14 protein-coding genes are annotated in these 12314 nt (G+C 31.4%); 7 read left to right on the plus strand and 7 right to left on the minus strand.

Annotated features, from left to right (window positions below):
- Window positions 1-293: 293 nt before the first annotated feature.
- Entirely contained in the window at window positions 294-986 is a 693-nt protein-coding gene (locus tag SAMSHR1132_RS11370; protein WP_001030129.1) for a helix-turn-helix transcriptional regulator, read from the plus strand.
- A gap of 23 nt (window positions 987-1009) precedes the next feature.
- Here SAMSHR1132_RS11370 and SAMSHR1132_RS11375 read toward each other — a convergent pair whose 3' ends face one another.
- Window positions 1010-1747 carry a CPBP family intramembrane glutamic endopeptidase gene (locus SAMSHR1132_RS11375; protein ID WP_000369349.1) on the minus strand — a complete coding sequence of 246 codons (738 nt, stop codon included), beginning with the start codon at window positions 1745-1747 and terminating at the stop codon, window positions 1010-1012.
- A 54-nt stretch (window positions 1748-1801) separates the two neighbouring features.
- On the opposite strand from SAMSHR1132_RS11375, the gene SAMSHR1132_RS11380 reads away from it, so the two are divergent.
- Together SAMSHR1132_RS11380 and rpiRc are read left to right on the plus strand one after the other, a co-directional pair.
- Window positions 1802-2122, plus strand: a complete 321-nt coding sequence (locus SAMSHR1132_RS11380) for a hypothetical protein (protein WP_000606646.1) — start codon at window positions 1802-1804, stop codon at window positions 2120-2122.
- Between the two features lie 457 nt (window positions 2123-2579).
- Window positions 2580-3452 carry a pentose phosphate pathway transcriptional regulator RpiRC gene (gene rpiRc, locus SAMSHR1132_RS11385; RefSeq protein WP_000073198.1) on the plus strand — a complete coding sequence of 291 codons (873 nt, stop codon included), beginning with the start codon at window positions 2580-2582 and terminating at the stop codon, window positions 3450-3452.
- 459 nt (window positions 3453-3911) lie between these two features.
- Here rpiRc and SAMSHR1132_RS11390 read toward each other — a convergent pair whose 3' ends face one another.
- Entirely contained in the window at window positions 3912-5291 is a 1380-nt protein-coding gene (locus SAMSHR1132_RS11390; RefSeq protein ID WP_000429679.1) for an amino acid permease, read from the minus strand.
- Window positions 5292-5570: 279 nt separating this feature from the next.
- On the opposite strand from SAMSHR1132_RS11390, the gene SAMSHR1132_RS11395 reads away from it, so the two are divergent.
- Together SAMSHR1132_RS11395 and SAMSHR1132_RS11400 are read left to right on the plus strand one after the other, a co-directional pair.
- Entirely contained in the window at window positions 5571-5927 is a 357-nt protein-coding gene (locus tag SAMSHR1132_RS11395) for a hypothetical protein (RefSeq protein ID WP_000917666.1), read from the plus strand.
- The gene (locus tag SAMSHR1132_RS11400) at window positions 5924-6109 is read left to right on the plus strand and encodes a hypothetical protein (RefSeq protein WP_000205309.1); all 186 of its coding nucleotides are present in this window, start codon (window positions 5924-5926) and stop codon (window positions 6107-6109) included. Before SAMSHR1132_RS11395 ends, SAMSHR1132_RS11400 begins: the two co-directional genes overlap by 4 nt.
- A 106-nt stretch (window positions 6110-6215) precedes the next feature.
- On the opposite strand, the gene SAMSHR1132_RS11405 is transcribed toward SAMSHR1132_RS11400, so the two are convergent.
- From SAMSHR1132_RS11405 to SAMSHR1132_RS11415, 3 genes are all read right to left on the minus strand, one after another.
- Window positions 6216-6404 (minus strand): hypothetical protein, encoded by a 189-nt coding sequence (locus tag SAMSHR1132_RS11405; RefSeq protein ID WP_000540548.1) that lies wholly within the window; start codon window positions 6402-6404, stop codon window positions 6216-6218.
- A gap of 10 nt (window positions 6405-6414) precedes the next feature.
- A complete protein-coding gene (locus SAMSHR1132_RS11410; protein ID WP_000285457.1) occupies window positions 6415-7050 on the minus strand; it encodes an HAD family hydrolase in 636 nt (211 codons plus the stop codon).
- A 74-nt stretch (window positions 7051-7124) separates the two neighbouring features.
- Window positions 7125-8042, minus strand: a complete 918-nt coding sequence (locus SAMSHR1132_RS11415; RefSeq protein ID WP_000487753.1) for a bile acid:sodium symporter family protein — start codon at window positions 8040-8042, stop codon at window positions 7125-7127.
- Window positions 8043-8309: 267 nt separating this feature from the next.
- Between SAMSHR1132_RS11415 and SAMSHR1132_RS11420 the strand changes: the two genes are divergently transcribed.
- Window positions 8310-8840: a hypothetical protein gene (locus tag SAMSHR1132_RS11420; RefSeq protein ID WP_000904060.1), complete on the plus strand. Its 531-nt coding sequence runs from the start codon at window positions 8310-8312 to the stop codon at window positions 8838-8840.
- Window positions 8841-8904: 64 nt separating this feature from the next.
- On the opposite strand, the gene SAMSHR1132_RS11425 is transcribed toward SAMSHR1132_RS11420, so the two are convergent.
- A complete protein-coding gene (locus SAMSHR1132_RS11425) occupies window positions 8905-10509 on the minus strand; it encodes an alpha-glucoside-specific PTS transporter subunit IIBC (RefSeq protein WP_000991508.1) in 1605 nt (534 codons plus the stop codon).
- Between the two features lie 464 nt (window positions 10510-10973).
- Between SAMSHR1132_RS11425 and SAMSHR1132_RS11430 the strand changes: the two genes are divergently transcribed.
- Window positions 10974-11738 carry a MurR/RpiR family transcriptional regulator gene (locus tag SAMSHR1132_RS11430; RefSeq protein WP_000477998.1) on the plus strand — a complete coding sequence of 255 codons (765 nt, stop codon included), beginning with the start codon at window positions 10974-10976 and terminating at the stop codon, window positions 11736-11738.
- Window positions 11739-11795: 57 nt separating this feature from the next.
- Here the strand turns inward: SAMSHR1132_RS11430 and SAMSHR1132_RS11435 are convergent, their stop codons facing one another.
- Window positions 11796-12302 (minus strand): SRPBCC family protein, encoded by a 507-nt coding sequence (locus SAMSHR1132_RS11435; protein WP_001051560.1) that lies wholly within the window; start codon window positions 12300-12302, stop codon window positions 11796-11798.
- Window positions 12303-12314: the final 12 nt, after the last annotated feature.

A 12314-nucleotide genomic window follows, 5' to 3' on the forward strand; every position in this document is an offset into this window, starting at 1 on the left:
TAAAAAAATCGGCTAGTCACGTGCTAGCCGACAAATAGAAAGGAAAGTAAGTAATAAATATTGAAGATGTTGTGATGTAACTTGAACGATTAAAAGCTATCTGTTATATAGCTCTACCCCTTTGTTTAATCGCTCCCCCTGTTACAAATAATATAATAGCACAATCTTTTCTTTAATGTAAGCGTTTTCTACAAATTTTTACAACTTTTTTTAAAAAAGCTAATGAAAATGTCCTCATTGTCACTCTTATGTTATACTTTGTGTAATATATCATCTTTAAGGAGGTGGCTGTCATGAATAAAGCTGAAAGGCAAAATTTAATTATTACTGCAATTCAACAAAACAATAAAATGACCGCATTAGAATTAGCTAAATATTGCAACGTTTCCAAGCGTACGATTTTACGTGACATTGACGATTTAGAAAATCAAGGTGTTAAAATTTATGCGCATTATGGAAAAAATGGTGGTTACCAAATACAACAAGCACAATCTAAAATTTCATTAAATTTATCTGAATCACAATTATCAGCCTTATTTTTAGTACTAAATGAAAGTCAGTCGTATTCGACGTTACCATATAAAAGTGAAATCAACGCAATCATAAAACAATGTTTAAACTTGCCACAAACACGATTAAGAAAACTTCTTAAACGTATGGATTTTTATATTAAGTTTAAAGATACACAACATATGACGTTACCTATGTTGTTTTCTGATATTTTAATTTACTGTACAGAGCGTAATGTGATGTTAGTAGATTATAAAGTAGATGATAAAATCAAAGCCGAAAATGTTATATTCATCGGGCTGCTATGTAAAAGTGGACACTGGCACGCCGTAATTTATGATATCGCAACAGATATGACAGCAGAACTTGAGATTGCAAATATTGTGGATATCTCATATTCTTTTGGCAAGACAATTCAAACAAGAGATATATCCATTGATAACTACCATCAATTTTTAAACCCCATCGATTCTTAAGCAACAGAATCAATGGGGCTTTCTTAACCATAAATTTGTACGACCGTCATAATAAATGACACAAAATTATTTACAATATGTAATGCGATAGTCGAACCTAAGTTTCTACCTGATTTCAAATAAGTAACCACCATAATAATAGCTAAAATTAGATATGGACCAAATTCAAATGGTGATTTCGCATCAGTAACATGAATAAGTGTAAATAAGAACACCGAAATAATACTCATCACTATAAAATTAAATTTCTTACCTAATTCTCCTATTAAAATATGTCTAAAAACCAGTTCTTCAACTATTGGACCTACAATCACTATTAATAAGAATGCTACTGGTAAAAATGAAGGCACTTCAAACATTTTATTTAGTTCAAGCTCATTCGCTGTTTCGCTATATTGCAAATGTTTAGGTAAAAACTGTGTCATAAATTCATATGCATAAATTAAGATGACTGCAATAATATATGTTATTAATAACCTAAGCCAATGTTTTTTTATATACATTAAACCTGCGAGAAGTCTTGAGCTTATCACCTTCAAATGAAATAAACAAAACGCCATGATACCAATGCTATACGCGATAGTTTGTGCAACAATCGCTATAAATATAATATCTCTATCACTAATTAAAGCCCCAAACGACTTCATTGTTGTGTAAAGTGCAAATATTAGTGCAAAAAATAATACACCTATAATTGGAATTATGAGTAAGTCTATCCAAGCTATATCTTTAAACTTATATTTCTTTTTTAAATTATCCACTGTTGTATCCTTCCCTTGTACTATCGTATTTTTTATTTTTGGAGGTACCCTTATATGATAAACGAAAATAATTACATTAGACAACAAATTATAGAATTGATTCAGCGAGTTGAAATGATTAAATACAATACAATCATGACATCAATAAATGTAGCGCCTCTTGTCGATGAATTCAATCAAATCGTAAATGATGAATTCAAGAAATACCAAAACCTTACACATACTACTATTCATAATTATAATCAAATTGTCTATTATGAACTATTACACCTTCTCACTAAACGACCAATGTACAGAATCAATTATGGCAATAAAATTCAATATTTTAATTTTTATCACAGAGAACTTCATGATGCACTCACCGCAATGAATTAACCTCAATTCAATTTACATATCAACCTTATTTTTCTTCAATGCCATTTAGACAAGTTATTTATTAAAATTCACTTTATTACATAAATTATACAATTTAAAAGTTTCTTCAAATTGTAAAGATGTGGTAATCGCGATATAATTATAGTGATTAAGGTGATAGATTGGGTCTTGTATGTCTATTTTTACTTAGGCTTAAATAAATGAGTACATGATGTATAAATTGGGAATATACATTATGTCTTATAGTGATATATTTGTATCATTTGCACATGGGAGTATGCTATTTTTTAATCTATACATCTTAAAAAGTTTTACAGTTTTAATTTTCAATATCATTAAACAAACAACATATTCAGCTTATTTTTCATTCTCTTACGTTACAAGTTGTAATACCATCGCGTTAAACAACAAAAGCCAACGCTAATAAAACATATTGCGTTAAAGTGGAGTGATTAATATGTCAAACGTACTAACAGAAATAGATAGTCAGTATCCATACATGACTAAAAATGAAAAAAAGATTGCTAGCTTTATCCTTAATTCACCACAAAAAGTGATAAAAATGAGGTCTCAAGACTTAGCAAGCTTATTAGATATTAGTACCTCATCAGTCATTCGATTTAGCAAAAAAATCACTGATGGTGGTTTTCATGATTTAAAAATTAATATCTCAAAATATGTACCAAAAGCGTCGTCAATTTATAATGTCGAACTCGCAAATAACGAAAGTACAGAGTCGTTAAGAACCAAACTCCATACTCGCACAACTCGTACACTTAATCATGCCAATAACGAATTAAACGATAAAACAATCGATCAAATTTGTCATTGTTTAAAACGTTCTGACACGATTTTCATTTATGGGTTTGGTGCTTCTTTTGTAGTCGCTACAGACCTTTATCAAAAATTATCAAGAATAGGTTTAAATATTCAACTCGTTCAAGAAACGCATATTTTTGCAACGTTATTAGCAACTCATAATTCTAACGACAGTGTCATTCTTATTACTAACAATGGTACACAAAGTGAAATGCAGTCTATGGTCAAAGTCATTGACGACTACCATATACCAATTATCACAATAACTAGCACCATGGATAACCCTATAGCACAGGCATCAAATATTGTTTTAACATATGGGAAAACAGATGAAAATGAGATGCATATGGGCGCAACAACATCACTTTTTGCTCAAATGTTCACGATTGATATTTTATATTATCGTTATGTAGCTCTTAATTATCATGCATCATTAGATTTTATTACTCAATCTAAAATGGCCTTAGATAATTATCGCAAACATTTATCGAATATAAACTTTAAACATTAACAGTCTTATATAACTTCTTTAAATGTATCACGCAACAATGTTTGTTTCATCAAAGTTTATATACACTTTAATATACTTAGACTATATCGATGACATCATGCTAGAGTTATATTTTAATTAAATTATTATTGCAATTGACTGACGGTTTCATACCATATGTCAATTGCTTTTTTAATGTCTCTTTAACTATTTTAAAAATCCAGATTATCAATGATTGTGATCCATAGTAAATCAACAATATAAGTTACTACCAATGTCTATTTTAATTACACAGTGTTAAAAATATTGTTTACATTCTCATTTATAAACATCATTTTCACTATAATAAATATCATCTTCGTCCAATATTAAGCTAACAATGTATTTCGGAGCATAAAAATATACGCCCAAACATAACAGCGTCTATTTGCTATAATCAGCAAACACCGACCATGTTATAGTATGGGCGTACATAATATATTATTTAACTTTTACATTGTTTTTATTATATCTAATGAAATAATAAATTGTTACTACGGTTAAGAAGATTGCACCAATAAGCACTGATACTCTCGTCTCTGCATTAAATACCATACCTACTAATACTAATATTAAAAATAATATAGTTAAGTAGTTACTCACTGCGCCACCAGGCATCTTGAATGGATGTCCTTCCACTTCTTCAGGATGTAACTTTCTAAAGCGTAAGTGACTGAATAAAATCATAAACCAAGGAATCATTCCTGGTAAAATTGATGCACTATATACATATACGAAAATACTGCTAGCACCATCGATAAATAAAGGTAAAATTACATTTAATAAAGCACCAATTAAAATACCAAGAGATACTGCAACAACAGTATACATAGGCACACCGTTTTTCATAACTTTTGTGAATATCTTAGGCATTTCACCTTTATGCGCAAGTGTATAAATCATACGACTTGCACTGAAAATACCTGAGTTACAGCCAGACATTGCTGCCGTCAACACAACAAAGTTAATTAATGCTGCAGCAAATGTAATACCGATTTTCGCAAAAGTAGCAACAAAAGGACTTCCGATATCGCCTAATTGGTTCCATGGATATACAGAAACAATTACAAAAATAGCACCAAGATAGAAAATTAAAATTCTCCAAATTACGCCATTTACTGCTTTCACAATATTTCGTTGAGGGTCTTTTGTTTCCCCTGCTGAAATACCAATTAATTCCACACCTTGGTAAGAACCTATAACAATTGATAATGCGAAGAAGAAGCCAACGATTCCATTCGGCATAAATCCACCGTTTGTCCATAAATTAGAAATACCAACTGGATGACCGCCATTTCCAAAACCAAAGAAAATAAGACCAAAACCAGCAATGATCATTAAAATAATTGTTACAACTTTAATTAAAGCAAACCAAAATTCAAATTCGCCAAATGCTTTTACTGAGAATAAATTCGCTGCCATTAATAATAAAATAGCGATAACCCCCGGTATCCATGTTGGTAAGTCGGGATACCAGAACTTCATATATTCTCCTACTGCAATAACTTCACTCATACCAACTACAATCCATTGGAATATATTACTCCAAGCTGTCATATAGCCCGCTGCTGGATGTATATAATCACTTGCGAACGTAGCAAATGATCCTGTTGTTGGGTTCAAATAAATCATTTCACCCATTGCTCTCATGATTAAAAATAAAAAGATACCCGCAATTAAATATGCAAGGATAACAGATGGTCCTGTCCATTTAATTGTACTTGTTGCACCCATGAAAAGCCCCACGCCAATCGTACCACCAAGTGCAATCATTTGAATTTGACGGGCACTCAATCCCCTTTGTAGTTCATTGTTCTCCATAACGTCTTACCCCATCTCTGATTGATACTAAATAAATCCATAAAAAAACTTATTGTCGTAATTATACTATAAATTACCGATTTTGGTACATTAATATTTGCATACCATGTAATCGTTTACAGAACTACTATAGCAGGCTTTTTTACATTTGCAAACAATTATTTTGTGATTTTTCTAAAAAATTAAACAAATTGCTCACAAACCTTTAAATACCATACAATTTCAAGTATTCTAAGTGATTATGATATAATTTGAATAATATTAAAAAGGAGCATTGAAATGTTAAAACAAATATTACCTCGTGCGATAAAAATATCTTTAATCTTTGCAGTAGCATTTTTTATCATAAATTATTTCGGCATGCAGAAACCAGATATTACTTATTTAATCGGAAAAAGCATCGTTGCAACTGTTGTATTCATGCTCATATATCTCACAGTGTTTACAATCATTAATTCTCCTGAACGTAAATTCAAATTAGGAACCATTTTACCTTTTGCTTTAATTATCGGTATCATTGTTGGCACTAAGTTTTTAACAGTTCAAATCGGAGTTATTTCTAGTTTAATCATTAGTGTTATAGCTACTTTTCTTTGGGAATTTATCGAAAAAAATAAAGGAGGTCGCTCATCATGACAACTGCATTAATTGGTGTTATTGTACTAATTTTACTAATCATTAGTTTCGTACCAAATTACCGCGCTATGAGAGCAGCGAAAGAACAAGGCAGTAATGCAACAAGGGCAACGATTATGGTAGGTATAGATATAATCTTAATTGTACTTATCATCGTGACGTTATTATTAAAATATATGTAATAATAAAACCACCTTACCTTATTCAATATATGGTAGACGATTAGCTGATTTGTTGAAAAGCTTACCGTCATTTATATCCATATATGTTAGGTATGGTGGCTTTTTATTATAATTTACCTTGTAAAAGTAAAAAATATCCTATTGTTGCAAGTATAATATATATCATTGAACCAACAACGAAAGACCTTACTTGTATTCGAAACGGTGTCTGCTTATTAAAAATTGGCCCTATTACTAAATTTCCAATCGCTAAAATAATTGGACCTGCTAAAAAAAATAATATGATATATCCCATGTTAGACCTCCTATTTCGAAAAGAAACGTGTAACGATTTGATCATAGTTTAAATCTTTCGCTACGTATTCAACAGTTGTAAAGTCCTGTGCGTTAGTCATTTCATTTGTATTAACAATAACGTCTAATCCTGCTGTAATTGCCGCTGTTGCACCATTTACAGAATCTTCGATAGCCAAACATTGAGTAGGCATATAGTTCAATTGTTGTACCGCTGTTAAATATAGCTCAGGATCAGGTTTAACGAGCTCAACATCTTCCCTACCAACGACAACGTCTATACAATCATCCAAACCAAGTGCCTTAAAGGTAGGCATAATCTCTGCTTTTACACTACTTGTTGCAATGGCCATAGGTATATGTCGTTGTTTTAAAAACACCATTAAAGATTTAATCGTGTCAATCATAGGTAACATCGTACTTGTACGATGATGCTCTTCGTATATTTTCTCTTTATTTTCTGAACCTATTGCCTTAACTAAATAATCATGCAAATCAGTAGCTGCTCCACCAATAGATGCACGATAAAAATCGATGCTAATCGGATTGACGTTATAATTGACTAAGTGTTTATTAATGACATTAAACAAATGCTGTTCGGTATCTATTATGGTTCCGTCAAAATCAAATATGACTGCTCTATACATATGTCTTCTCCTCTATTCTTTCTCTTTCTAAAAGCTTAACATAGTCTGATAAGTACTTCATTTTATAACTCGTTTTATCTTTTTTTCGACCAATATTTAGCTAGTATAGGACCAGTAATATTATGTACAAAGCTAAATACAGCACCAGGAACAGCAGCTATCGGATTAAAATGTAATGTAGCTAATGATACTGCCAAACCAGAATTTTGCATACCTACTTCAATACTAACTGCTTTTTGATCTTGTCTATCTAATTTTAAAAGTCGCGCTAACCAATAACCGATTGTGTAACCTAACACGTTATGTAAAATAACTACTATGAAAATTAATAAACCCGTCGTCAAAATTTGACGCTTACTTCCTCCTACTACAATAGCTAAAATCAAAGATATAGCAATTACCGATATAATTGGCAATGCCGTAGAAGCTGTTTCAGCAATTCGACGATTGATAAGTTGTAATATAATACCAATTGTTATAGGAATTAAAACTACTTGAATAACTGACCATAACATACTCAAGAAAGATACTTCTAACCACTCATTCGCAAATAAATATATTAATGCTGGCGTAACTACGGGCGCTAGTAATGTAGAAACAGTTGTAATCGACACAGAAAGCGCAACATTGGCTTTCGCTAAATAACTCATTACATTACTTGATGTTCCTCCAGGACAACAACCAACTAATATCACACCTATAGCTATGTCCGGCGGTAAATGGAATGACTTAGCTATAATAAAAGCTAGTGTTGGCATAATACTAAATTGTAACAAGACACCTATAATGACTGCCTTAGGTGTTTGAAATACCATTTTGAAATCATTAGGCGTAATCGTTAAACCCATACCTAACATAACAATACCAAGTAAATAAGGTACCCATTTCCCTAATGTTGCTACATGTTGTGGAAAAATAAAACCTATAATTGCTGCAAGTAACATCCATACCAAGAAACTTTTCGTCGCAAATGCACTTAATCTTTGAAACAATAGTAACACTCCCCAGTTGATAATATTGAAAAATATTACCATAAGACGCTTAACGTTACAATAACTTTTCAGAAAATTGAGATAAATAAGTATTTTAACTAATCCACACTTACTTTATGATACGTTTTAAAAATTATTTAAACTTCATTCAAAAGTCTTAGTGAATAAAGAAAAAAAGCGTGGTAAAATCAACTTGAACAAAATTAAGTCACCTTTATACACACTTAAAGTGTATTTAAAGTTATGTATTCCTCGGGAGGTCCTCACATGTTAATTGATAAATTCGAAACATACATCATCAACATCGCTGGTTTGAATGACCGCGCCACTAGAAAAAAATTAAATAAATTATGCAAAAGTGTACAATTTTGCGATGCCTTGCAATATTCTATAAACAAGAAATTCAATCAATTTGTACTAGAAATCAGCTTACCCAAACAACAGTTACCATATTTTATTTCATTTTTAAGTTTTCATCAGTATAGTATTTACCAAGTGTTATTACCGAAGAAAATTAATGAACTACTTGATTCAGACAACTTATATCAATCTGCGAAACGCTTCGATATTAGTATCGATGGATTACAAGATGCATTTATCAAAGATAAAGTGATAGATATTATGAATATGTTCCAAAACCATACAGATATTACATATACATTAAATAAATCACATGCGCATATCATATGTACACCAGAAATATTTGCCAAAATATTGCATACGATTGCAACTAGAAATATTGATATTCTCTCTGCAAACTACAGATCTTCATCATTAAGTAAAGTTCGCATTTCATAATAAAAGACACATCAATACGATAATCATTTATAATGCTATCGTATATCGATGTGTCTTTTTTGAATTATTTTTCGTCTGATGATTGTTCTTCAACCAATTGTTCAAATGCCTCACGTACTTGTGGTACAGTCATACCTACAACAACTTGGATACTCTTACCACTTTTCACTAATCCGTGTGCCATTTGTTGATGTGTAAAGTAATCTGTATCTGCTACTTTATTCTCATCATAGACCGTTAGACGTAATCTAGTTGTACAATTCGTAACATCTTTAATGTTTTCTTTGCCACCTAATCCTTCTAAATAATATACAGCTTTATCTTCATATTCATTACCTGTAGACTTAGGTTTTGATGCTGAATCTTCACCTTTTTTATTTTTATAATCTTGTTTAGAGAATAACTTAACTTCTTCTTCCGTTTTCTTACGCCCAGGTAAAGGAATATCAAATTTCAAAATTAGGAATCTGAATAAGAAGAAATAAATTGCTACAAAGATTAAGCCAATAATAACTTGAGCAACATAAGTACCCCAATGTTCTTTACCTAATGGTAACCAGTTTGTTGAAATAAAGTCTAATAAGCCACCGCCCATATTACCTACAACACCAAAGGCATACATTAATGTATCCATAGATGCCGCTAAAACTGCGTGTAACACAAATAGGTATGGTGCGATGAATAAAAATGTAAATTCTAACGGTTCTGTAATGCCAACAACGACTGCTGTTAATGTAGCTGGAATAAGTAAAGCCGCTACTTTTTTGCGATTTTCTTTCGGTGTTGTTGCATACATTGCTAAAGCAATACCTAAACAACCAAATACTTTCCCATTACCTTGTAACATAAATCCATAAGGAAATTGTTCTTTTAAAGGTTTGCTGCTCTTAGCAAACTCATTTAAATGTTGTAACCACTCTGCTTTTAAACCATGGTTAACTACTACTGGACCAACTTCAATTGGTGCGTAAATAAAGTGATGTAACCCTGTTGGTATTAATACACGTTCCAAGAAGTGATACAACCAAACACCAATATATCCAGAAGCTATAATAAAGTGTTGCATTGAACCAATACCATGTTGAACTGTTGGCCAAATAACACATGTAATCGCTGCTAATGGTAACATAACAAAGAATGAAATTGTTACAACGAATGTTAAGCCTTGGAACACGCCGACCATTTCAGGAAGACGTTTACTATAATATCTATTATGAATCCATGTCACAATTGCCGAAATAATAATACCGCCAAGAATATTTGTATCTAAAGTAGCAATACCTGCTATCGATTTTAATCCGGGTACATTTTCAACACCTTTTTCCAAATTTGCGCCAAACGTATGTGGCCATTGCGTTAAAATAGCGTTAATAAATGTATTAAACATTAAGTATCCCATCAATGCTGCAAGTGCTGCATGACCAGGTGCTTTTTTAGCTAATGAAAGAGGTAATCCTACTACAAATACAACTTCCATATGCGTGAAAATAACCCAACCACCAGATTCTATTACTGACCAAAATTTAAACCAAAACGTATGCTGATCTGCTAAACTCCCCATGATTGTCGGATTTTTAAATAATGTCGCAAAGCCAAGTACTATCCCAAAAAAAGCAAACATTAATACCGGTACAATCATTGCACTACCGAAACGCTTTATCGCATTCATCTTCTTTTCCCTCCAAATCGTCTTTCCTTACATGGCATCTATTTAGATATTTTTATAAATAGATGACTTACTATTTAAATATAATATATAGTAAACGCTTACAAACCTACAACGACATTGACGTATTTTGAAAGTATTTTGTATAATCAGATTATCTTTTCATATAGTGAAAATTTTTTCACGACCGGTTATTACGCTTAGTTGAACAGCACTTGTACTTACCTCATATACTTAGTTGTTTAGTTATCAGGACTGTTATAAGTACAAACATACTAGTTGTTTATGTTTTTATAAAACAATCTTATACATATCGTCGCATTATAGTTTTAAATTGAGTATCATTGTTGAACTCGTCCTTTCAATACGCATCAAACCGCTTAGTTGTTTTCCAATTTTTTAATATTATCATCTTAAATTCACTGTAAAACTGATATACCCTACAATTAATTTTAAGGAGGTTGCATATGTTTTTAGATGAACACATTAATAGAAACTTTGACAAACTTAATGATAATGATCTACAAATTGCGCATTATATTAATACACATATTGACGAATGTAAAAATATGAAAATTCATGATCTAGCTCAATACACGCATGCCTCTAATGCTACAATTCACAGGTTCACTCGTAAATTAGGATTTGATGGTTATAGCGATTTTAAATCTTACTTAAAATTCGAAAGTAACAAAACACATCAACTTCCATCAAATTCTATTGATAGTTTTAAGCAAGAAATTGATAGTACATTCAACTATTTAGAACGTGTCGATTACCAATGTATCGCTCAAAAAATGCGTTTCGCATCAACGATATATTTATTCGGTACTGGGCGTGCACAGTTAAATGTAGCTTCAGAAGCACAACGCATTTTATTAACATTACATAATCATGTCATCGTACTGCATGATCAACACGAACTTAAAATGATTTTGAATAAAAGTGACGTGAATGATTTATTCTTTATAATTTCATTATCAGGTGAAACACATGAATTGTTAGAAGTAACAAACTTACTACAACTCAGACAAAAATACTTTATTTCAGTTACAACAATGAAAGATAATACGCTTGCTCAAAAAGCAAATTACAATGTTTATGTTTCTAGCAACACATTCTATCTGACTGATGGCACTGATTACTCTAGTTTCATTAGTTATCACATATTCTTTGAAACACTTGTTAGAAAATATAATGAATATTTGCAACATGGTGATATTTCAAATTAGAAAAAAGGAAGTTATGATTTAATGGCTGTGAGCCTATCATAACTTCCTTTTGTCATATTATTGTTGTGTTGATGTTTCAATTACATGATACATTTTATCGAACATTAATTCGAAGCCATGCACCATGGCATCATGATATTCTTTTTTCTTTTGTTTATACTCTAAATTAGTAAATCGTCTTTCTTTTTCAACTAATGAACGGTAATAAAACAACATTTGCGTACCACCTGTTTCACGTTCGAAAAACTCTACTTCAATGATATCTTGCTCTTCACTTAACCCAGGCATACCTATAGTCATTTTTATATATTCATCCATTACTAACGATTCATAAATACCTTCAATCACATTCACTTTACCGTTTCGTTGTTGATCAACAATACGATATTTTCCACCCTCTTTAACATCCGCTTCTATTTCTTTATTAGTTCTTGCTGATGTCATAAACCATTGCTTTAACAAATCTGTCTTTGTCCAAGCTTCGTATACTAATTCCGGTGAAAATTTATAAAGTTTTTCAATTTCGACTTCGACATGTTCATTTTCTACATTAAATTTTGCCACTGTTGTCCACCC

It is taken from the genome of Staphylococcus argenteus (assembly GCF_000236925.1).
Classification (GTDB): domain Bacteria; phylum Bacillota; class Bacilli; order Staphylococcales; family Staphylococcaceae; genus Staphylococcus; species Staphylococcus argenteus.

Bases quoted from the DNA above. Each gene is read 5' to 3' on its own strand.
- SAMSHR1132_RS11405 (WP_000540548.1), bottom strand. From the start codon at position 6,404: ATGGGATATATCATATTATTTTTTTTAGCAGGTCCAATTATTTTAGCG.
- SAMSHR1132_RS11430 (WP_000477998.1), top strand. From the start codon at position 10,974: ATGTTTTTAGATGAACACATTAATAGAAACTTTGACAAACTTAATGAT.
- SAMSHR1132_RS11395 (WP_000917666.1), top strand. From the start codon at position 5,571: ATGTTAAAACAAATATTACCTCGTGCGATAAAAATATCTTTAATCTTT.
- rpiRc (WP_000073198.1), top strand. From the start codon at position 2,580: ATGTCAAACGTACTAACAGAAATAGATAGTCAGTATCCATACATGACT.
- SAMSHR1132_RS11420 (WP_000904060.1), top strand. From the start codon at position 8,310: ATGTTAATTGATAAATTCGAAACATACATCATCAACATCGCTGGTTTG.
- SAMSHR1132_RS11400 (WP_000205309.1), top strand. From the start codon at position 5,924: ATGACAACTGCATTAATTGGTGTTATTGTACTAATTTTACTAATCATT.
- SAMSHR1132_RS11425 (WP_000991508.1), bottom strand. From the start codon at position 10,509: ATGAATGCGATAAAGCGTTTCGGTAGTGCAATGATTGTACCGGTATTA.
- SAMSHR1132_RS11380 (WP_000606646.1), top strand. From the start codon at position 1,802: ATGATAAACGAAAATAATTACATTAGACAACAAATTATAGAATTGATT.
- SAMSHR1132_RS11370 (WP_001030129.1), top strand. From the start codon at position 294: ATGAATAAAGCTGAAAGGCAAAATTTAATTATTACTGCAATTCAACAA.
- SAMSHR1132_RS11390 (WP_000429679.1), bottom strand. From the start codon at position 5,291: ATGGAGAACAATGAACTACAAAGGGGATTGAGTGCCCGTCAAATTCAA.
- SAMSHR1132_RS11410 (WP_000285457.1), bottom strand. From the start codon at position 7,050: ATGTATAGAGCAGTCATATTTGATTTTGACGGAACCATAATAGATACC.